This is a genomic window from Pseudoalteromonas ardens (assembly GCF_030125445.1).
Taxonomy (GTDB): domain Bacteria; phylum Pseudomonadota; class Gammaproteobacteria; order Enterobacterales; family Alteromonadaceae; genus Pseudoalteromonas; species Pseudoalteromonas ardens.
In genome coordinates, this window is the sequence record NZ_JASJUV010000001.1 from 702,953 (window position 1) to 724,726 (window position 21,774).

Genomic DNA, 21,774 nt, shown 5'->3' on the forward strand with positions numbered 1-21,774 from the left:
TTTTGTTTTTTGCGTACATTTTTTCGACACTTTTACCTGGTTGCTGATTGTAGCCGGGTTCCCCTCTTCGGTAACAAATTAATGGGTTGTGTATCTGTCCATTTTTACAGGTGATGACCTGAGTCTGATTAATCGTGTCACGAACTTTGCCTCAGCGGTTAAATTCCCGTCACAGGTGACGATGCGGGTTTCTCACATTAAGTTAGGAACGATGATTTCTGTATATAATCAGCGTCAATTTGAACCGCTCTATTAATAATTTAATAATTCATCTAAATGTATATGCAAATTCTCATAACTACGGCCATTTGAGAGTTAATTTATTCCTGTAAAAGCACAGGATCATCATAAATATTCCCAATTATTTGTTAATTTAATGTTTCATTTTAAGTGTTTGTTTTATTATTTCTTTCATTTTTTTAGACATTTATTCCCCAATTGCTTGTCTTTTGTACCCGTATGTATTATAAATTTTAACCCAATGTATGTTGTATGTTCGGTGAAGCTCGAAATGAAACATAAATGTAAAAATAGGTATGATGTAATAATTGTCGGATCTGGACCTGTTGGCAGTGCTGCGGCAATTTTATATGCAGAACAAGGGTTGTCGGTTGGTCTGATTGAAAAGTCAAAAGACATCAATAGCTATAAACCTGTTTGTACTCACTTTTTACAAGGAGTAGCCACTCCTATATTGAAAAAGTTAAATGTTGTTGATGAGATTGAAAAATCTGGGGCAATTAAAAACTTTATACAGTTGTGGACTAAGTGGGGTTGGATAAAACCAGACCCAGCTGTAAGTGCTGAGCATCATGGATACAATGTTCGTCGTAAAACGTTAGATCCCATTTTAAGAAAAAGGGCTGCGGCGCATGAAAATGTAACTCTACTGCAAGGTTACAAGATGACAGCGCTTATATTTTCGGATCCTAAAAAAGTTATCGGTGTAGAAGCTGATGATTTAGAAGGAGGCGAAAAGCACAAGCTATTCGCAAATCTTATCGTTGGAGCAGACGGTCGTAATTCGATTGTTGCTAAAAAGATTAACGCATCTTACGAGAAAAGAAAAAATAACCGAACATTTTATGTTTCTTATTATAAAGACCTGAAACTTACATCAGGACTTATTTCACAACTGTGGTTTTGGGGAAAACATGTTGCGTACGCATTCCCCTGTGATGGTGATCTCACCTTATTATGTATTGGATTACATGATGAGCAACTATCAGAATTCAAAAAAGACTACAAAACAAACTTTCATAATTTTTTCAAAGAGTTACCGGATGGTCCTGATATGGATAGCGCAGAACGTGTGGCTAATATCACGGTCGGACCTAATATGGATACTCAAAGGGCCGTGCATCAAATTGAAGGTGTTGCGCTGATCGGAGACGCTATGTTGTCAATAGATCCCTATGCTGGAACTGGCGTTGCATTTGGCCTGTTAAGCGCTGATTGGCTGGTAGAAAAAACGTGCCGCAGCCTGTTAGAAAATGATCCGATAGCGTTACTTAATAGTGTAAGAGATTATGAAAATATACATAAAAAGAAATTAAAAGAGCATGAATTTATTATTTCAAGTTACTCATCTGGTAGAGAATTCAACTACATATTTCCGCCTGAAAGAGCTGTGCTTTCCTCAGCGGTGTATGACCAAAAAGTTGCAAATAAACTTGATCTATTTTTGAATCGTGAAGTCAACTTAAGTGACCTTATTACATTTTCTTTTCTTGCTAGATTGGTGAGAGCTCAGTTTTTAAGAGCGTTTAAAACGTAAGGTTTTTACTTGATTTTATTTTAATTCATTGTTGTTTTTGGTTATTTTTTATGTAATTAAAATGATTTTTTATTTTCACATTGAGCCTTTATTTTCTTAAAGGTTACTGAAACTAAACTCTGTATTTTTTTGGTGGGTGTGGTTTTATAAAAAACCGCATAGGGGCTAGCTGTGTGTTTTTTAAAGTAGGGTGGTGGCATAATAAATTACATTGATAATGAGTCACTTTTTAAAGGTGTCTGACATTTTTTCTTAAGCTATTAAGCAAAAGTTAAAGCTCATGCTTTGAGGGTTGCTTTGTGTTTATTGGAGGCAGATACCCAGTACATAAATCGAAATTTAAATGCTTTACCAACTCAACTGTGACTGAGAAGAAGCGAATTTCGGGTTTATATGTGAAGGCATTTACACTAAAAATTTTTATAAAGGATTGTTCTATCATGAATTCATTTAACCATTCTTCTTTGCCTGTTTTGGCTCCGTTGGAGCAGTTTTATGCCCTGACGCGAGAGTATGAATTATCTGAGCTGGAATCTATGACTCCAGCGCAAATTAAAGCATTGATTTCAAGCACTCAGTTGCCCTCTATGATCGTGCCAAAAGAGTTTGGCGGGCTGGAAATGCCAATGAAAGATGCACTGGAAGTGGTGTACTCCGTCGCCATGATTTGCCCCTCAGCTGCATTGATGTTGTGCATGCATTTTCACGTTGTTTCTACCATTTCCATGTATCCGAATTCCTTTCAGTTTGCAGGGCCATTGCTCAAAGACATATCTGAAAACAATGCCTTAGTCGCTTCTGCCTTTGCTGAAAGCTCAGGGAACCAAGATATATTTCATACCAGTGTTGCGGCGACCAGCACCGAGGAAGATTACATCATCATATCCGGCAGCAAAAAGCCTTGTACGATGAGCCATGTAGCCGACTATTTTGCCGTTTCTATCATCACAGCAGAAGGCATACCTGGGGTGGCCATTGTTTCTAATGGCTCTGAAGGGTTGGAACGAAAGCCTTTCTGGCCGGGAGATATCCTCAAAAGCACCGACAGTCATGAAGTGATCTTTAATAACGTCATTGTGCCTAATGAATGGTCGGTGCTCGCGCAAGACGATTCATTTGAAATGTATCTGAGTACTGGTCTGGTGAACTTCAATTTATTTATCGGCGCTGCGTATACAGGCGTGTGTAAATCGTTAGTTGGGCGTCTTAATCCCGCTGCGCTTCAGGCTCCTTCAATTTTCATTCCCGTTACAGGAACGTTGGCGCAGTGCCGTTACAGTGTATGTGGATTGTCACACAAAGTAGCGCCAGAGAACCTGGAGTGGTTGGTGCCGGAAGTGTTGTCTTTACGATATCAAATACAGAAGTCGCTTAAAGATGTGAGGAATATCGTTTTTGAAAGTATTGGTGCACATAAGTACCTTTCTGATGATACCGCTCATTACTTATCCAGAACAATCGATTTACTGGCTTTTCACCCGGTAACTCAATTCGGTTTTGAACAACAACTAAAGAACTAAAAGGTTTTAGCGTCGTGAAGTGTCAACCTTATCGCCAGTCGATTTTAGAGCAGTTTAAGTTAGATTTGAGCATTGTCCGTAGTAAGGGATCTTATCACTATGACAATGAGGGTCGGAAAATACTTGATGGTGTTTCTCAATATGGGGCATTACCGTTAGGTCATAACTCCAGTGAACTAACTCAAATAGTTACTGAGTATCTAGCAACGGAACAACCTAATTTTATTCAGCCATTTTTGCCTAAAAGTACGCAAGAGCTCGCAGCGCGTTTGGTTGCATTGGCAGGCGATAAATATGAATACGTAACGTTTAGTAACTCAGGAACTGAAACTGTGGAAGCGGCCTTTAAACTGGCCCGCCTGAAAACACAAAGAAGTCATATTCTTTCGGTCAATAACTCATTTCACGGGAAAACGTTTGCAGCTTTGTCGGCGACAGGCAGTGACCGCCATAGTGATCCAGTTATCGTTGATAAAAATCAATATGACCGAGTGGAGTTGAATGATCTGTTTGAACTAGAGCAGGCCCTCAAAACCCGAAAATATGCTGCGTTCATCATTGAACCTGTTCAGGGGGAAGGTGGCATGCTCCCGGCAGACAGAGAGTATCTTCTGCATGCGGCTAAGTTATGTAAGACGTATGGCACTTTGTTCATACTCGATGAAATCCAAACTGGCATGGGTCGTAGTGGTGAGATATTAGCGGCGCACCGATACAAAATCGAGCCAGATCTACTGCTGTTGTCTAAGGCTCTGGGTGGAGGACTTATTCCCATTGGTGCCATGATCATGAAACGGGGCACATATGAGCAAGAGTTTGACTCCAAACACAGTTCTACATTCGCTAATGGTGGCTTAGCGTGTGCCGTTGGCCTGGGAGTACTGGATGCTTTGGAGGCACAGGATCGCTTAGTTCTGAATAATGTGAAAGAGCTTGAACAGGTTATCGTTGAGCGTTTAACACGATTACAGGAACGTTACCCACAGCACTTTTCGTTTAACGGCCTGGGTTTGATGTATGCCTTAAACTTCAAGGATCTCGAGACCAAAGGCAATTACATTGTCAGCTACGCACACAGAAGCGACCTGCTGCCTTTGCTAATTTGCGGCTATTTAGTCCATGTGAAAGGCATCTTTTGCATGCCTATGCTTAACAGAACAGAGCTTGGTGGAGCCATCCGTTTTCAGCCAGCATTGAATGTGAGCAGGAGTGAAGTTAGCCGGTTTTTAGGCGCGTTTGAAGAAGTCTGTGAGCTGCTCAGTGAGAAGCGCTATGACCAGCTAATGGGATTCCTGGTTGGCTATAAACCGGTTGTTGAAATAGAAAAAACCAAAAAGCAGCAAAAGAAAAAACCTAAACCAATTCAATTACTCCCGGCACCAACTGAGGGTAAAGAATACCGCCTTGCCTTTTTGTTCCATTCAACCAGTGCGGAAGATATCCGTCGGGGATTACCGCAAAAAGTCAAAGAAAACTTCTCAGAACAACAGCAAATGGAATTGTCTCAGTGGCTGTTTGCACTGGGAGATATCGAAAACGAACCACAAGCTGTGTTTGAGTTTTCTATGACCGGCGGTCAGGGAGACGTCGTCAATGCGGCGATGATTTATAGTCCTATAAGCCCAACAGGTATGTTAAAGCTGAGTCGAGCCAACAAAGCGAAACTCATGAAAAAGTATCTGCAAAAGGCATCACACTTTGACGCGAATCTAATAGGACTTGGCGCGTATACCTCAGTGATCACTCGCGGTGGACTGGATATTGCCTCAGACGATTTTCATTTGACGACCGGTAATTGTTGGACAGCGATATCGACGTGTAACGCCATCAGAGAAATGTTTGCTGATGATATTGAGCACAGGCATCTGATGGTCATTGGTGCACGAGGTTCTGTGGGTCGGATTGCACTCATGGATCTATCTCATCGTTTTGGCGTCGTGGATGTGGTTGGCAGTCAACATACGCCACTGGATGAGCAATACGTCAACCTCAGAAATGCACTGGTTGAGGTATTAAATGAAATTCCAGAAATTAGCCCGGGTTCCGCAGCGGGTAAATTTTGGCGATATGCAGAAGCTCTGAATGTTAAAGAACAGCTTATTCAGAGTGAGTCGCCCGAAGTCCCAGACATGATGCGTAAGGTGATTGAACACGGGCATGCTCAGGGAGAGTCAACCTTTAACCTGTTTGTTGGTCTTGACACTGAAAACGTCAGCGAAAATCTCGACTGTGTTCTGTCAGCGACCAGTGAAGGTAAAGCGTTCATCTCTGCCGAAATATTCCCTAAAAACTGCAAAATATTTGATGTGGCCCGGCCATTTGATGTGTTGGATGAACATAAAGACAGAGAAGTCCATGAAGGCGGTCTCGTCTACTTACCTGACCGCCGGGCTATGCTAAGTGATTGTAATATCATAGGTTGTCGTCCAGGCGTGAATTTAGCTTGCCTGTCTGAGACCATTTTACTGGGTATGGATGGCGTTGAGCAGAATTACAGTCTGGGTAAAGAAATCTCATATAAGCAGGCAATCGATGTCAGCAAAATCGCTGAAAAACATGGTTTTCGCCACTTCATCAATCGAGACAAATCCATTACGAATGTCTGAAGTTAAGGTGCTTATCGATGAAACATTCAACGTGTGATTTTGGAGTGGTGATATGGATACTGTAAATAATTTTGAAACCAAAAATACCCGATTATTGGGAAGACTGGAGTACGGCTTTTTACTGTTGATCAGTGTTGCTGTGACACTTTATCACTGGCAGGAAGTGCGGATCATCCCGTTTATTCTCCTGTTTGCTTACATTGACTTAATAGGTTATCTGCCTGGTGCCATCGCCTATCGTAAATATAAGGGGAAAGTGCCCGAGATCTATTACGTTTTGTATAACTTTGCGCACAACTTCTTCACGGCAGGTTTGGTTGCCTTAGCTTGGTGCTACTTTGTTAAACCTGAGTGGGCATTAATGGGCATTCTGATACACCTGTTTGGTGATCGCAGTCTGTTTGGTAATGGACTTAAATCCCGAATGCTGTCTTTTGAACCGGTGAAACACCCTATTTATAAAGAGTTCGAGCAACAGATTACAGACGCGAGAAAATTACCATCTCAATCCATTGATCCAGTCAGGCAGTTCATGATCACTGAAAAGTACGGTGATCATCCGTCATTGTTCCTGGCTTTAAACAAGAACATATCAACCTATTGCATAGATGGCGTTGTTGGCTATATCCCCTATGAGGACGACGGTAGTTGCTTGTTTATTTTAGCTGGTATTGTTGCTGCCAATGAAGATCAAGCGGTGTTACTGGACGGCTTCATTGAATTCGCGAAGACGCATAAAAGGGAAGTTGCGGGGGCTCAAATTCGTCAGGAACAGGCCGCACTATTTGAGCAAAAAGGGTTTCAGGTTAACCAGATGGGTTGCTCCTACACGCTAGGCCTTGAGTCGTTTTCTTTGGCTGGTAAGCACTTTATGAGTCTGAGAAATAAAATTAAAAGGGCGGCGAAGGCTGGCGTGACGGTCCACGAACTGGGTGCTGATATCTTTAAAGGCGAAAAGCAAAAAGAGATGTTGAGTGAGATTACTCGCTCATGGCTTCAGGAAAAAGGTAACAAAAAGCTGCTGTCATTTATGGTCGGCGATCTGGAAGCCAATGACCTGGACAAAGAACGTATTTTTGTCGCAGTTAAAGATGACAAAATCATCGGCTATATCAGTTATGTGCCTAGTTTTGGCCAGTATCAAGGGTGGATGCATGATTTGACTCGTCGCCTTAATGATGCGCCTCCGGGAACGATGGAGCTTATTAATGCTGAAGCGATTAATCGCTTCAAGTCTGAGGGCGAACGTTATCTTAATTTTGGCTTTACGCCATTCTTCGGTGTGAACGATGCACAAGATACCTTCCCTTCCAGGAGCCCGCTTCTGAAGCGCATTATTGGCTTTTTAGAGCGCTATGGACAGAAAATTTATCCGGCATTGGATCAGGTGAATTATAAGAACAAGTGGAAGCCCATCGAACAAACGCCTGAGTATTTTGTGGTGCACGGGAAGTTTCGATTCAAGCATTTGATTCGACTGATGAGGTTGACCAATGCCTTATAAAACAAATCAAGATACCCGTAGCACAGGTAATCCTTGGGTCCCCTCTATTGATGCCTTTAAGGGCGGAAGTTTAAGTGGAGACATCCAATGTGACTATTTGATCATTGGCGCGGGCTTTACGGGTCTGTCCATAGCGTACAACCTGCTTAAGCAGTTTGGACAAGAGAAAAAGGTCGTCCTGATAGACTCCCATACGCTTGGTTCTGGCGCCAGTGGGCGTAATTCGGGCATGCTTGGTCCTGGCATTGGTGCGCCTTTTCACCGATTAGAAAAAAAGTTTGGCCCAGAGAAAGCGCGCACCATGTTCCAGCATACGCTAGATGCTGTTGATAGCAGTATCGCTTTGATAAAAAGGGAAGCTTTTGACTGCGACCTGACCGTTGGCAGCCAGTTTAAAGTATCAACAAACTCATCGAATGATCAGCAGTTGAGGCTTGAATCCGATGCCTTGCATCGAAATGGGTTTGAGTTAAATACCTATGATGAACATTCGGTACAGGCGATCGTCAATGGGCCGCGCTACCGATATGCCCTTGAATACAGCAACACTGCGACGATCAATCCGGTGAAGTTGTTACGCGCTTTGGCCGAAAAAATTACTGCACTGGGCGGTGAAATTATCCTTAATTCAGCTTGCACGGAGCTGGAAGAAGGGCATGCATGGGTTGGTAAAAAGCGTATCAATTTCGAGCGCGCTGTTATTTCAATGAACGGATTTTCTCATTCTCTGGGTATTCAAAAAGGGCGTGTGATCCCTGTTTCTACTTCGTTGATGATGTCGTCGCCTTTGTCTGAACAACAACGTCAGCAACTAGCACTTAAAACTGAAAATGCGGTAATTGATAACAGGAAGATATTCAATTATTTCAGGCTGACAGCGGACAATCGGTTAATTTTTGGTGGTGGAGCACCGTTTTATTCCACCTCCGGCATTATCGCCGAACAACGCCGTGGAAGTGATGGGCCGGGTTCTGTCTATAAAGAACTGTCTGCCGGAGTAAATAAGTACTTACCAGACCTGACTGGGCTCCATATTGAAAAAGTATGGACAGGTACGATTGGTGTCACGCTAGATAACTTCCCGGTGATCAGCTCATACCGCAAGAGTATCGACAGTGTGATTGGCTGGTGTGGCCATGGCCTGGCACTGTCACTCGCTTATGGTGCTGCATACGCACAGCAACAAAAAGAGTCGTCATCTCAGACTGGTTTGTATTGGCACAGAAAAAAAGCACCTTATTTGTCACCTATCCCATTATTACCAATTGCCAGTAATTCGTACATTCGTTACCTGAATATCATGGATAACCTGCGTGGTGGGTAAGTCATGGACAATAAAAAATAGTAGGTAGCAAAATGAATAGCACAAGACAAAAAGCAAGCTTTATCCGATTTTATCGGCAGATCTGTGAGCACGTTAAACTGGTTAATGGAAGTGGTGGATTCACCAGTCATTTAAACTCAATATTGTTTGTGGTGAGCATTTCATTTTTTTATTTTGTCGATATGCTGCGTGCTCCTGGCCGTTTGCATCATCGAAAAAGTGTGGCTCAGCTTTATTTGTCTTGCAGAGAAAGCCTCCCATTTTACAATAATTTTCCTTTGCTGGTGACCCAGTCACCAGAAAGTAAGAAATTTACCCATGAAGTATCAGAGCTGATCAACAAGTTATGCCTGGCTATTGAGAAAGATACGGAGATCTCAGAAGAGTTCAGAAGATGCAGGATCCCAGGTCGAATATGTGATCAGTTATATGTACCTACAGAAAACGATTATTTTGCTCTGCTATACCAGGGTTCTGTTTTCCAGGTGCCCTTAGCTTACGCTGAGAACCCAGGTCGTTTAGCAAAAATGCTTAATGATCTGCTCGCTGAAGGCAAAGTCACGAAGCAAGAAGGTGTCGCTATTACACTATCCGAGTGTGCGTCTTACAAGCGGCGGGATTGGGCTGTGTGGTCAAACAATGTAGACAAGCACCCATCCTTAAAACGCACCTTAGACATGTTAAGAGATAGTCGCTTCGTCGTGTGCTTAGATAACACGCCTGACAGGGAGATTGACTGCCCAAGCAGATTTGACCATTTAGACAATCGGTTTTGTGATAAGTCTATTCAGCTGTGCGTTAACTATTATCACCAAAGTATTATGCTTTTGTGTGAGCACGCCAGCGTAGATGGAATGAAAGCAAATCAGCTGTTTGAGAGAGTTTCTCAGTATTCTGTAACTGATTTATCGAATGGCCTGGATAAAAGGCTACCAGAGCCAGTTCGTTACGATAATGACGCCAGTGACTTGTTCCTTGGAACAAACTCAGCCAATAAAATAAAGCACTATTTGACAGCGCTTATATCTACGTCACAAAACGCGTCAGTTTATATTAACGATATTGATTTTAGTTGTGCTCGTGATAATGGCATATCATCAGATATGCTGATACAGCTTTGCGTATATGAAACATTCAGAGAAAGTGCCGGGCACTCACCTACAGTCTTTGAACCGATCTCCTTGTCACATATGACAAGTCGTAATTTAGACTTTATAAATCCTGTTTCTGGTGCATTCAGGCACTACAGCTCCGCTTCTTCTGCAGATAAAAAGTTCGCATTACTTCAGCAGGGCTCAGAAATACACAGAGCGAATATAAAGCGAAGTAAGCAAGGGTTGGGGTTAATAGGTCACCTGTTAGGTATGACTTACTATTCTACGTTTGGAAACAACTTTAATACCCACTTAAAAGAATTTTTAAGAAAAATCGTTTTTACTTTCTTGCCAGCAATGAAGTTTATATATCACCGGGACATGATGGTTTCAAATGGCACTGCTAAATCGCCTGTAAAGGGATTTGGTACCATTTGTCATCTGCCAAATATGATAGGGGTTGGGTATCGAGTCGAGCACGACGGTATTTACTTAGAAGTACTCTATTGTCAGCAAAAGTTACTGCCTATTTCAGCCACCCAATTTATTCAAATCACAGAAGAGAAGATCCGAGAGATCTTAAAATTAATTCGTACGAAAGGAAGTGATTCAAAGTGATGAAGAAAAACAATAAATATGCCGTTATTACTGGTGCATCTTCTGGGATTGGCTATGCCTTGAGCTGTCAGGTTGCGATGCGTGGATATAACGTGATCTTGATAGCGCGAGACACTGATAGGCTCGAAACAGTCAGTAATGATCTGGTCGCCAACTATGGCGTAGGCGTTATTACGCTGGCATATGATTTGACGTGCCAATCCTCAATAGAGCAGCTTATGCAAGCTTTGGAGCCTTACATCGATCAGGTGGAAGTGTTCATCAACAATGCAGGAGTTGGGCTGAGTGGGGAGTTTGTGGGCAATTCCTTGTCAGAGCAACACAGGCTGCTGGATATTAATATCAAGGCGACAGTTACACTCAGCCATTTTATTGCGAAACATTTTATTGCCAAAAAACGTGGCTACATCATGAATGTAGCATCGCTGGCAGCTTTTCAACCTGGGCCCTACTACAGCAGTTATTACGCAACAAAGTCCTACATATTGCATTTTACCGAAGGTTTAGCCGTTGAGCTTAAAAAGCACAATGTTATTTGCAGTGCCTTGTGTCCAGGAACCACGGACACACCGTTTCATCATCGCGCTGGCTCGACGGATACAGGATTAGCGAAAGGGTTATTTGGCATCGTGATGAGTGCCAATGAGGTTGCTGCTGCAGGCGTAAAAGGGCTCTTTAAAAAACGTGTTGTCGTGGTTCCCGGGATCGTTAACAAGATAGCCATGTTCTCTATTCGCCTGGCACCTAGGTGGTTAGCTCGTCAAATAACCGCACAGATTAATCAGTAATTTTACGCAGGGAAAGTACCATGTTTTCGCTTTTTAAAAAGAAACCACCTATATACGGCGAAGTAAAAGGTCAGTCGTTTAAGCTGCACAGAAAACGCACCATTTTGGACAGCATTCTTGATGAAGGCATTGAAGTCCCATATTCATGTCAGGTTGGATCTTGTCAAAAGTGCCTTGCCAAAGTCACGGACGGTAAGTGTAGCTCGTTGGTAGATCTGGAGGCTTATCTCTCTCCAGAATTGCAAAGCAAAGGCTACATTCTTTCTTGCCAGGCGGTCCCAGAAAGTGACCTTAAATTGAGCTTTGTGAACGAAGTGGACCAGGACGTGCAATTTGAATCCGCTTTGATTGAGACGGTTGAAACTCTGAGTGACAACGTTTCTCGGATCACATTGAAGACAGCATTAGAAGCGCAAGTCGGGCAGAGCCTGATGGTGAATATTCCCGCGCTTGGACAAGGTCGTTATTATTCTGTGGCAGGCGTAGATGAAGGCCGAATTAGCATTGATGTTGCCGTTAAAGAGCAAGGTATTTGCTCCCCTTGGTTGACGGATGCAAGCAATGTAAACCAAACCGTTGAGCTGGGACAGCCTGAAGGTAAGTTTGGCCATTCGTTTCCCGATACCAATCGTTGTGTCGCTATTGCCGGAGGATCGGCTTTAGGGGTGGTATTAGGTATCGCAGAAAAATGGATGAAATCTGGGAAGATTTCTAATGTTCATCTCATTCATGCGGTGCGCTATAAAGCCCACTCCTACGATCTTAGCCGTTTAAACCACCTTAAAGACACTTACCCTGGATTTGATTTTCAGATTGCTTTGTCGCGTGAAAATTATGAACAGGGCGGGTTTGTACCAGTTCGAGCACCAGAACTTTTGCAGAACATGTTTCGCTTAGAAACGGCAGAAAAGCTGACTGGTACTGAGCACTTTCTAATGTGCGGCTCTGAGCCACTCATAAACTCATGTGTGGAGCTACTCAAAGGATATTTAGTCCGAGCCTCAAGCATAGAAGCTGAATCGTTTGGAAATAACACAATTGATATTAGGTAATAAAATGAAATATATACGATTTTCTATAGTACCTTTACTCTACTTACCCTTGCTGATTATCGCTAATTTGTTAGGGGGTTGGTATCCGCTACTTAACTTTCTTTTCATTCTTGTCTGTTATTTAGTATTTGACAGAATTACAGACTCCATGCAAAACGATGAGCCGACCCGCTTTCCTTTCATTTTGAATGGGTTTATGTATTTGCATATTCTGTTGTCTTTCGTGGCCGTTGCCTCGGTGTGCGTTACCGCCAGTGACTATCATGGCCTGGTATTAAGCAAAATAATGGAACTGACCGGCATCTCTCTTTCTGAGCTGGCAAATCCATCTCTTATCAGTTCCGTAGTTGCAGCCGTCGGAACCGGGTTTGTGATAAGCATTAATATGGTGGTTGGCCATGAGTTAACGCATCGCACGCTGAGTAAGTTGGATATGTTTATGGGGCATGTATCCCTGGCAATTGTTGGTGACAGCCAGTTTGCTATTTCGCATGTTCACTGCCATCACAAGAATATTGGTACAGAAGAAGATGCCGCAACAGCGCGTCGTGGTGAAAACTTATACCGCTTTATTCTGCGCTCCGCGCTCGGACAGCATCGAGAAGCCTGGCAGTTTGAAAAAGTTCGGTTAGAAAGATCATCCCGCTCAGCATTCAGTTTTGGTAACAAGCTCCTGCCTTGGTATTTTGTCACGCTGGCAATTGCTGCCTGTACATTTGTCCTTGCAGGTTGGATGGGAGTGATGCTGTATCTGATCATCATGCTTGTGTCTAAGGCTAATTACGAAAGTACTAATTACATCCAGCATTATGGACTGGTGCGTATCCCTCAGACCAAAGTGAGACCGGAGCATAGCTGGGATTGTATTGCCTCATACTCTTCTTCGGCATTGTTAAATTTGACTCGGCATTCCGATCACCATGCCAATCCAAACAAAGAATATTGGCTGTTGGGATCAACAAACGAAAATATGATGATTGAGCATGGATATGTTGTCCAGATGATGAAGGCGCTCGTCCCGGGTTATTGGTTCCGAATGATGGAAGACAAACTGATTTACTGGGAAGAGAACTATGCCACGGATGCTGAGCGAAAAGTAATGGCTACCCAGAGACAGAACTGGAGAAAGCAAGATGTTTAAGCACAGCATAAGAGACTTATTTCTGGTCATATTGAGTATGCTGCATGTCGCCTGCTGGGTTTTGCCTGTACTCTATTTTGAGCAACTATCAATTATGAATTTATGCATGTTTGCGTTGGCAAATATCATGCTGATGTGTACAAACTATCAGTGTATTGCTCATAACTTTATTCATAATACATTCTTTAAATCTGATTATCTGAATGGGTGGTTTTCGGTTTTAAATACCCTTGGCTTGATCATGCCTCAATCATTTTATAAGTCGCATCACATAAATCACCACGTTCATAACAATGATAAGTGGCAAAACGGTGAGCCGCCTAAAGATAAATCATCTTTATATTATTACGGCAAAAATGGCAAAGAAGAAGGAATGCTTCGGTATACACTTTTAAGCTACTTCAGGTTATCTATCGCGTTTTTATATAAAGATTCGAGTCAGCGCAATGGGAGCCTTGTTCTGATTGAAATCGTGGTGTTAGCGCTGTTCATCACCGGTCTTACGATCATTAATCCATGGGCTGTATTGGTTTTTGTCTTGCCAGTTCATTATATCGGCACCTCTATGGCGTCATTAGAAAATTATGCCGAGCATCATGGATGCAGCCCTGATAACAAATTGAGTAACTCAGTCAGTTGTTATACGTCAGTATATAACCTTCTTTGGTTTAATAATGGGTATCACCAGGAGCACCATTATGAACCGGAAATCCATTGGACCAAACTACCTCAGGCAAGAGAACGAATGCTTGCTGAAACAGAACGCAAAGTCGTAAAAGGCTGTCATCTAGCAGGACTATTTAGTAAGGATAATTCATGAAAAGCGAAATTGAAAATCTACCTTTTTATCGGGTTTTATGTGAAGCCATTGAAAATGTACAGGCAGAGTCATTAAGTGTATTCACGTCTTTAGAAAGTGAAGACGATCTTCATAATATGAGTATTCAACGGCTCGGATTGGATTCAGTACAAATATTTGAATTGGTTGGCAACATTGAAGATCTCTTTTCCATAACGCTGTCGGATGCCCAGGTATTTGAGTGCAAAACGCTGGGAGAGTTAAGGTCACTGTGTGAAGAAAATGGGGTTTGCTAAAAACACACAGTATCAATACTGAGTGTTTTTCATTGGGTCAATTTATTTAAAGGGTCGTATTACAATGACGCAAAATACTGATGATTTTTATCATGTTCCTCATTCTGAAATTGGGTTGACGGCCAATTCAGTTGCCGAAATATGTCAGTGGCGAGGGGAAAATCAGCCAGACATGGTTGCTTACCGGTTTTTACACAATGGGCTGGATGAGTATGAAGAGTTAACTTACGCTGAGTTGCTGCTACGAATGCGAGTGATTTCAGCAAGCTTTTCGCCGGTTTCTGAGGGGCTAGAGGCTGATCGTGCGCTGCTTGTATTTCCGTCAGGTTTGGATTACATCACCAGCTTTTATGCCTGTCTATACGGCGGTGTGACGGCTGTACCAGCGTATCCGATGTTATCTCACTCGGACAGTATCAGGCTACGCGTAATAATCAATGACTGTAAGCCTCGTTATATATTGACAAACTCTGCGCTCAAAGATCGTTTGCTCAGTTGGCTTAAACAGGAAAATTTGTCACCGGATGCGTTTGACATCATCGTGGTAGATGAACTGGGTATATATGCCGGGCAGAGCCACTCTATCGACACGCAAAAAATTGCGTTTTTGCAATATACGTCTGGCTCAACCGGTAACCCCAAGGGGGTGATCGTGCCTAACCGCAACCTGGTGCATAACTCCGGGGTGATTTATAAAAAGTTTGGGCACACAGCTAACTCCGAGGTAGTGAGTTGGTTGCCACCTTTTCATGATATGGGACTCGTTGGCGGAATTATACAACCTCTGTACGGGGGTTTTACCTCTAATATCATGTCGCCAATGACGTTTTTAAGACGACCTATGCGTTGGTTACAAGCGATTTCACGTTACGGTGCGACATCGAGTGGCGGCCCCAACTTTAGCTATAAGCTTTGTTTAAAGCATCATAACGAAAAGCAAATGAAGGACGTTGATTTGTCCTCCTGGCAAGTGGCATTTAATGGTGCAGAGCCAATCCAATCTCAAACCCTTAAGGACTTTGCCGCAGTGTTTTCCCGCTACGGATTTAAAAAGGAAACCATGTACCCCTGTTATGGGTTAGCGGAGGCCACATTGTTTATTTCCGGATGTGACTCCGGGAGAGCATACAAAACCGTTAATGTGGATAAAACAGCGCTACAGTCTCATCAGGTCATGCTCACTGAACCGGGCCATGAGAGTCGGGAGCTGGTCAGTACCGGTGATGTGCTTGAAAACCAAGTGTTGATTGTTGATCCCTCCTCGCAAAAAGTACTGGGTGAAAAGCAAATAGGCGAGATTTGGCTTGCCGGTGAGAGTATTGCTGATGGGTATTGGAAAAAGCCTGTCGAAACCGAAGATATTTTTCAGGCGTACACCTCTGACGGTAGAGGGCCATTTGCAAGAACCGGGGATTATGGGTTCTTTGACGGGAAAGAGCTATTTGTTACCGGACGCCTGAAGGAGCTTATCATCGTCAATGGAAAAAACTATTTCCCCTCTGACATTGAAAACACCGTTCAATCTGTATCGCCTGCATTGAGGGCCGATAGTGGCGCTGCCATTTCCATCGATCAGGACAGTGAACAACTTATCATAGTGCAGGAAATTGAAAGGTCCTGGCAAAGAAAAGTTGAGTTACAGGAACTCAAAGAGCAGATAGTCGCACAGTGTTTTGAACAACATGCCATTCGCCCTGGTGAGGTTGTCATTGTGGAGCAATCCACCATACCGAAAACAACCAGTGGCAAGGTAAAGCGGTTGCAAGTGAAAAACAACTATCTGCAGGGCAGTTATATTTCACTCTAAGTGTGCTAAAGCCCTTAAAAAATAGGTGTTTTTAGGGGCTATCTGAGTGGCCAGTATATTTTTATAAAGACGTATAGTGAGAATGTCTACGATGGAATACAGAGATAGAATTTCTTTGTCATATAAGCAATATGATGGACCTGAGTTCAAAGGCGGGTTGACTCTGAAATGCTTCCGTAACTTTGTCAGAGTGGCCGAGGTTATCTTGCCAACTTACACAAAGAAAATGATGGGTGACCTCATTTTTAAACCCAGAGTTAAAAAAAATGATCCTAAAGATCAGTTCTTAAAAACCGCTGATGTCACTGATACGTTTACTTTAAAGCCCGGGATTGACTGTAAATACTACATATGGGGAGGGAAACAGCCTGACGTGATTCTGGTGCACGGGTGGGAATCGAAGTCTTCTCATTTTTCGACATTGATCAAGCTTCTTGTGGAAAAAAATCACTGCGTGCTGGCATTTGATTCGGTCGCTCATGGTCAATCGGAAGGTAAGCAATCAGATCTATTAGACTTTGTCGGCTGCATTCAACAACTCCATCAAAAGTTCAATAGCATAGGAAGCATAATTGGATACAGCTTCGGGGGGCTTGCGGCTGTTAACGCAGTTAAGTCTGGCCTGCCTGTCCAGCGAATAGGCATTATCAGTGCTCCGTCCAGTTTCTACGGCATATTTGAAAAGCTATCAGCTCAACTAAATTTATCTGAAGCAATGAAGTGCCACCTTTCGGAAGTTGTTCTGAACAGATACGGTATTTGTGATAGTAGCTGGGATACCTACAGTGGTTACGCAAATATCGAGCATATATCCATTCCGTTAGTAGCCATTCATGACAATCATGATACGTATGTCAAAAAAATTGAAAGTGAAGTGCTGGTCGATGCATGGCCTGAGGCTAGTCTGATAGAAACAAACAACCTGGGGCATCGTGGCATTATTAGATCTGCGGAATCCTTGGCTGTTTTTTATCACAAGTTATACGCCTAACTAGTTGGAATTTAATGTGAAAGTGATTCTTATTGGTGCGACCGGGTTAGTGGGAAAAAGCTTGCTTGAGCAATTGCTGGCAGATAGTTCGATTGAGCACGTTAAAGTCCTGGCACGACGGGCAACGGGGATCTCCCACCCTCGTTTATCACAGAGTATTGTGAACTTTGATCAATTACCCGATGACAACATGTTCGAGGGTTATGATGTGCTTTTTTCTTGTTTAGGAACAACGGTTAAAATTGCAAAAACGCGCGCTGCTCAGTACAACGTCGATTTTCATATGCAATATAGAGTCGCTGAGCTGGCCTGCCAAAGCGGGGTTAAAAACTATGTTTTGTTGTCTTCTTATGGCGCCGATACTCAATCTGCTGTCTTTTATTCAAGGATGAAAGGTGAGCTAGATACAGCAGTCAAAAAGCTTAAATTTGAAAAGGTCAGCATTATCAGACCCTCTGTGTTAGGTGGAAGTCGGGAGTCACTGCGAATTGGTGAAACACTCCTGATAGGAGTACTCGGGTTTTTGTCATTAATACCCTGGATGAAAAAATATCGTCCAATAGATGGCCGGTGCGTAGCAAGCGCCATGATCAACGCTGCACGAGAAAACCAAGGTGGTTATCATATTTATGAATTGGAAGATGTTTTTAGATTAGTAAAATAATAAGTTATAAATAAATGTAATAAGTTTTAATTTGATACTTTTTAAATTATCCCGGTCGATTTTTATTTTTTGCTGATAGAGGGGGAGTGTCAATTGGTAAGTTAAAGTGATTTTTAATTATTTTTTGTGTTAATTTATTAATGAAGATTCGTGAATTATACTATTTACAGTAATTGCCTTTTATGTAACCATGGGTGCATGAAATAAATAATAATACTCAATGCTTAAATGTTTAATAGGCTAGAAGTAAGAGTGTAATAGATAAAAAGAAATGGACGTAGGTATGTTGGAAAACCAAATGGTCTCTCAAATTATTCTTTTTCTTTGTTCCGTGGCTATCGTTTATATCGTCAGCTACGCTTATTTGAGTGGAATTCTCGCCTTCGCGCGAAAGGGCTTTAAATATGAAGTGTTAATAGTCCTTGGTATTCCTATTCTTTTGATTCCATTTATTGATTATGCTGACTTTTACACTCGTCGATTGATTGTGCTGGAGACGGTTTTTAATATATTTGTCTTGCTATTGTTGTTTTCACATAAAATCAATTTGGGTGAGAATGTTAAAAGGGGTTTGAAGCTCCTGTTTGGCGGATGGTTCTTCTTACAGGTAGGCGGGTTCATCTATGCTCAATATACCAAAGAAGTTTACCTTTTGATGTTGAATTCTTTCATGCTTTTTGTGGGGATCCTTCTTTTTTTCAAAGACACTAAGGGGCTTAGCGCTAAGGTCACAGACTCATCAAGAGTTTTAATATTTGGAGTGAATGAACCAAAACTACTTCAAGTATTATACTTATTCTGGATATCAGGTGTTTTACTTGTTGAATACAATAGTTATCTCCCTAAGGTCATTGTGCCAATATTACACCTTTCTTCAGTCGTTTTGGCGATGAAATCAGGAGACTTCTTCCATACCAGAATCCTGACGGCAAGTCATTTGATGATCATTAATGCTAAGTTACTTTATTTATATGATATTAATTATCAAGGTTTTGACTTTGCCAGGCTCCCTGATTTCATATCAGTCCCACATGTTGTTTCATTCTTCACGTACTTCTCCTTAATTGGATGTACTGTCACTTTTGCGCTTTTGCTTTACTCCCGAACAAGGAAAAGTCAAATTGACCCTTCTATTTCAAACAGGGGCGCATTAGAACAGCCAGAATAAAAATAATATATTTAATGAGTGATTGTCTAATTAAGTATGCAGCTGGAGTTGGTCTGGAATTATTTAAAATAAGCTAACTTCTGGCTTTGCTATAAATGACATGTTTTGAAAATTAAGTAGAAGTCTTTGGTCTATATTAAGCAGGTTTTTATTTGCTGTTAGATTTTTGCGGTTTTGTTGTTTTTGATTTTTAAGTTGTTTTTATTTGTTGGTTATTTCTTTTTCTCAATTGCCAGTTGTGTGTGCGGTTGATGCAATAAATTTCGGAGCGAGCTTCCAGGTCTTGATGGATTTTTAATAAAGGCGTTGTCGGTTTTAAGAGCTTTCTCGATTGATTGGTTTTAGAAGTATTATAAATTGTGCGTGGTTTTCTTTTGGGGGTTATCCCTGTAAGTGAAGAAAGCCAGGTGCTTATTATAAAAAACGGGTGAGTGGTTTTTCACTTGAGATGATTTATTTCTAAGGGTTTATGTTTAAGGAACTTTCCAATGAATATTAAAAATAAAATGCTCTCCATGGCTATGCTTTTATCTTTGCCGATTGCTGGCATCTCGCATGCTGAAGCAAGTGATATGAAAAAAGTTGAAATTAAAGGGTACACAATCTCTGGAGCAGAATACCTCCCTATACTTGGTTATGAAGAGTTTGCCTTTCCGAACCATGTTCAATGGGGTTTTTATGGAGAGCTTAATACGTACGGTCATAATGTAGAGATCCCCGGTAACACGCTGGCGTGTGCTGAATCTTCATATGCTGCTTTATCTGAGTTTTTGGTAAGCCTTCCTCAGGAATTCGAAACGCTTAAAGATTTAGGTGCAACACGTCGGGTCTATATGTGGGTAACGGATTACTCGGCGGCCACTTTGGACAGAGCGACTCGACCTAGTAGCTTTTGGCACGTAAACAGTGGTGGACCCATGGATTTCAGTAAAGGTTACTGGAAGTGGGAGGCCGTTGTTAAGCAAGACGGTACATGTTCAATACCCACAAAGGAACAAGCGATTCAGTTTGCACAAAGAATCATTGGTGCTTACAAGCAAAGTGAAAACTACTGTGATTTTGCAGACGGCACTAAGTCTTCTGACAGCGAAATTGACAGTGTTATCTGTTTAGCGAATCAATGGACAGATATTTCCGCTGTTGGCACTACCTGGCAGGCTGATCGGGAGTATGTTGGTGGAGACGAAGTCGTGTACGAGGGTGTGCGTTACCGCGCGAAATGGTGGAACTTCAACCAGAATCCTAAGCAATACTCCACTCAAGGAGAGCCTTGGGAAAAGCTTCAATAAATTATGACCAAAAAGGGGCGTTACGAACGCCCCTTTAACACCAAACGTTCAGCACAAACCCATGGCGTTTTATTTGTAAATATTAATATTTGAAGTTGTGTGTCGTACAAAGATCTGGTTAAGGCCGGCTTAATCCCTGGCATCAATGGAGATGAGGAATAGTGTCAGATAATTCAACATTATTAATAGAACCCGAAGCACTACCGAATACGATAGGCTTGCTAGGTCGGGCTAGTTGCAAGCGAACAGTGGCTATAGGCGCTCCTTCACTACCAGTAACCGTATTAAAGTGTCAAGGGATGAGAGTTTCTGAACAGAAACTACGGCAATTTAATTCGGTGATTGGATGGAATAAAAGTGAGCAACTTCCGCCTACTTTTGTGCATATTATGGCGTTTCCGTTACAGATGTCTTTGGTATTGGAAGAATCTTTTCCTTTCGCATTGATGGGATTAGTGCATATAAAAAATACTATAAGTCAACTACGCCCGATCCATATTAATGAGAGTCTCGATATTAAATGTTACTCATCTGATTTGATCTCTCACAAAAGAGGATGGCAATTTACCTTAAATACAGAAGCGTATGTTGGGGATGAACTCGTTTGGCGCTCTGCAAGCACAAATTTGCTCAGACAAGAAGTTCAGACGATTGCCCGTGGCAATATGCCGGCATTGAGAAAGCCCATTGAGCCAAAGGGGGCAACAGAAAATTGGACATTAGCCAACAATCTGGGACGCAACTACGCCAAAGTATCAGGTGATTACAATCTGATCCATTTGTATCCGTTGACTGCAAAGTTATATGGTTTTCAAAGGCATATTATTCATGGCATGTGGAGTAAAGGCAGGGCTTTATCTGCTTTGTCTGATGTACTTCCGCCCGCTTTTGAGGCACATGTAAAGTTTAAAAACCCCATACTTTTGCCTGCTGAGATTATCTTTTCTCATCAGTCAGAACAAAACCAGGGAAAATTTAGCATGTATTCAAACAATTTGTTGCAACAACATTTGACGGGCCACTGGCTGTCACTTTAATACCTTGCTGATAAGTGTTATCAGGTATCTGAGCGATAGTCAGGCTCCAATCTTTGTTTTTGCTTAATGTGTGTGTCAATTGTTCAAGATTGGTTTATGTCTGGAGCTTGCTGGGCTTTAAGAGACTGTTTATCAATGTCAGCCTATCAAGTTTTGCTTCCCTTATCCTCCCGGTGCAATGCGCTCTGTGGCATCTATCAGACCCTATTCTTAGCCTTGTAGCGAGGCGATTAAGTACTTCAGGTGACGCTGGACAATTTTGATTAAGTTTCCGTCAATTTTTTAGTTGTATTAACGAA

17 protein-coding genes are annotated in these 21,774 nt (G+C 42.1%); all 17 read left to right on the forward strand.

Annotation, left to right across the window (positions count from 1 at the left end):
* Positions 1-511: 511 nt before the first annotated feature.
* The 17 genes from QNM19_RS02800 to QNM19_RS02880 all read left to right on the forward strand — a co-directional run bounded on the left by QNM19_RS02800 (position 512) and on the right by QNM19_RS02880 (position 21,475).
* A complete protein-coding gene (locus QNM19_RS02800) occupies positions 512-1,777 on the forward strand; it encodes an NAD(P)/FAD-dependent oxidoreductase (protein ID WP_284026293.1) in 1,266 nt (421 codons plus the stop codon).
* Positions 1,778-2,172: 395 nt separating this feature from the next.
* Positions 2,173-3,297: an acyl-CoA dehydrogenase family protein gene (locus QNM19_RS02805; RefSeq protein ID WP_156202147.1), complete on the forward strand. Its 1,125-nt coding sequence runs from the start codon at positions 2,173-2,175 to the stop codon at positions 3,295-3,297.
* Positions 3,298-3,311: 14 nt separating this feature from the next.
* On the forward strand, positions 3,312-5,903 hold the full coding sequence (locus QNM19_RS02810; protein ID WP_049863128.1) for an aminotransferase class III-fold pyridoxal phosphate-dependent enzyme: 2,592 nt from the start codon (positions 3,312-3,314) through the stop codon (positions 5,901-5,903).
* 52 nt (positions 5,904-5,955) lie between these two features.
* Positions 5,956-7,407 carry a DUF2156 domain-containing protein gene (locus tag QNM19_RS02815; RefSeq protein WP_049863129.1) on the forward strand — a complete coding sequence of 484 codons (1,452 nt, stop codon included), beginning with the start codon at positions 5,956-5,958 and terminating at the stop codon, positions 7,405-7,407.
* Positions 7,397-8,731 (forward strand): NAD(P)/FAD-dependent oxidoreductase, encoded by a 1,335-nt coding sequence (locus QNM19_RS02820; RefSeq protein ID WP_049863130.1) that lies wholly within the window; start codon positions 7,397-7,399, stop codon positions 8,729-8,731. Before QNM19_RS02815 ends, QNM19_RS02820 begins: the two co-directional genes overlap by 11 nt.
* Positions 8,732-8,883: 152 nt before the next feature.
* A complete protein-coding gene (locus tag QNM19_RS02825) occupies positions 8,884-10,443 on the forward strand; it encodes a choline/carnitine O-acyltransferase (RefSeq protein ID WP_197094216.1) in 1,560 nt (519 codons plus the stop codon).
* Positions 10,443-11,231, forward strand: a complete 789-nt coding sequence (locus QNM19_RS02830) for an SDR family NAD(P)-dependent oxidoreductase (protein ID WP_049863132.1) — start codon at positions 10,443-10,445, stop codon at positions 11,229-11,231. Before QNM19_RS02825 ends, QNM19_RS02830 begins: the two co-directional genes overlap by 1 nt.
* A gap of 20 nt (positions 11,232-11,251) precedes the next feature.
* Entirely contained in the window at positions 11,252-12,283 is a 1,032-nt protein-coding gene (locus QNM19_RS02835) for a 2Fe-2S iron-sulfur cluster-binding protein (RefSeq protein ID WP_049863133.1), read from the forward strand.
* Between the two features lie 4 nt (positions 12,284-12,287).
* Complete coding sequence (locus tag QNM19_RS02840; protein WP_049863134.1) at positions 12,288-13,424, forward strand: alkane 1-monooxygenase; 1,137 nt, start codon at positions 12,288-12,290, stop codon at positions 13,422-13,424.
* Entirely contained in the window at positions 13,417-14,244 is an 828-nt protein-coding gene (locus QNM19_RS02845) for a fatty acid desaturase family protein (protein ID WP_049863135.1), read from the forward strand. The genes QNM19_RS02840 and QNM19_RS02845 overlap by 8 nt, the downstream gene beginning before the upstream one ends.
* Entirely contained in the window at positions 14,241-14,519 is a 279-nt protein-coding gene (locus tag QNM19_RS02850; protein WP_010384317.1) for an acyl carrier protein, read from the forward strand. The genes QNM19_RS02845 and QNM19_RS02850 overlap by 4 nt, the downstream gene beginning before the upstream one ends.
* Positions 14,520-14,583: 64 nt before the next feature.
* A complete protein-coding gene (locus QNM19_RS02855) occupies positions 14,584-16,326 on the forward strand; it encodes a fatty acyl-AMP ligase (protein ID WP_049863136.1) in 1,743 nt (580 codons plus the stop codon).
* Between the two features lie 91 nt (positions 16,327-16,417).
* The gene (locus tag QNM19_RS02860; protein WP_284026294.1) at positions 16,418-17,317 is read left to right on the forward strand and encodes an alpha/beta hydrolase family protein; all 900 of its coding nucleotides are present in this window, start codon (positions 16,418-16,420) and stop codon (positions 17,315-17,317) included.
* Positions 17,318-17,321: 4 nt separating this feature from the next.
* Positions 17,322-17,981, forward strand: coding sequence for an NAD(P)H-binding protein (locus tag QNM19_RS02865; RefSeq protein ID WP_082225316.1), 660 nt, complete (start codon positions 17,322-17,324; stop codon positions 17,979-17,981).
* Positions 17,982-18,264: 283 nt separating this feature from the next.
* Complete coding sequence (locus QNM19_RS02870; protein WP_284026295.1) at positions 18,265-19,149, forward strand: hypothetical protein; 885 nt, start codon at positions 18,265-18,267, stop codon at positions 19,147-19,149.
* A gap of 488 nt (positions 19,150-19,637) precedes the next feature.
* Complete coding sequence (locus tag QNM19_RS02875) at positions 19,638-20,438, forward strand: carbohydrate-binding protein (protein WP_049863142.1); 801 nt, start codon at positions 19,638-19,640, stop codon at positions 20,436-20,438.
* A 299-nt stretch (positions 20,439-20,737) separates the two neighbouring features.
* Positions 20,738-21,475, forward strand: coding sequence for a MaoC/PaaZ C-terminal domain-containing protein (locus tag QNM19_RS02880; protein ID WP_010384309.1), 738 nt, complete (start codon positions 20,738-20,740; stop codon positions 21,473-21,475).
* Positions 21,476-21,774: the final 299 nt, after the last annotated feature.

What these genes read in the sequence shown, in the direction of transcription:
- QNM19_RS02800 (WP_284026293.1), top strand. Translation starts at nt 512, where the DNA reads ATGAAACATAAATGTAAAAATAGGTATGATGTAATAATTGTCGGATCT.
- QNM19_RS02815 (WP_049863129.1), top strand. Translation starts at nt 5,956, where the DNA reads ATGGATACTGTAAATAATTTTGAAACCAAAAATACCCGATTATTGGGA.
- QNM19_RS02820 (WP_049863130.1), top strand. Translation starts at nt 7,397, where the DNA reads ATGCCTTATAAAACAAATCAAGATACCCGTAGCACAGGTAATCCTTGG.
- QNM19_RS02830 (WP_049863132.1), top strand. Translation starts at nt 10,443, where the DNA reads ATGAAGAAAAACAATAAATATGCCGTTATTACTGGTGCATCTTCTGGG.
- QNM19_RS02835 (WP_049863133.1), top strand. Translation starts at nt 11,252, where the DNA reads ATGTTTTCGCTTTTTAAAAAGAAACCACCTATATACGGCGAAGTAAAA.
- QNM19_RS02840 (WP_049863134.1), top strand. Translation starts at nt 12,288, where the DNA reads ATGAAATATATACGATTTTCTATAGTACCTTTACTCTACTTACCCTTG.
- QNM19_RS02845 (WP_049863135.1), top strand. Translation starts at nt 13,417, where the DNA reads ATGTTTAAGCACAGCATAAGAGACTTATTTCTGGTCATATTGAGTATG.
- QNM19_RS02850 (WP_010384317.1), top strand. Translation starts at nt 14,241, where the DNA reads ATGAAAAGCGAAATTGAAAATCTACCTTTTTATCGGGTTTTATGTGAA.
- QNM19_RS02855 (WP_049863136.1), top strand. Translation starts at nt 14,584, where the DNA reads ATGACGCAAAATACTGATGATTTTTATCATGTTCCTCATTCTGAAATT.
- QNM19_RS02860 (WP_284026294.1), top strand. Translation starts at nt 16,418, where the DNA reads ATGGAATACAGAGATAGAATTTCTTTGTCATATAAGCAATATGATGGA.
- QNM19_RS02870 (WP_284026295.1), top strand. Translation starts at nt 18,265, where the DNA reads ATGTTGGAAAACCAAATGGTCTCTCAAATTATTCTTTTTCTTTGTTCC.
- QNM19_RS02875 (WP_049863142.1), top strand. Translation starts at nt 19,638, where the DNA reads ATGAATATTAAAAATAAAATGCTCTCCATGGCTATGCTTTTATCTTTG.
- QNM19_RS02880 (WP_010384309.1), top strand. Translation starts at nt 20,738, where the DNA reads ATGAGAGTTTCTGAACAGAAACTACGGCAATTTAATTCGGTGATTGGA.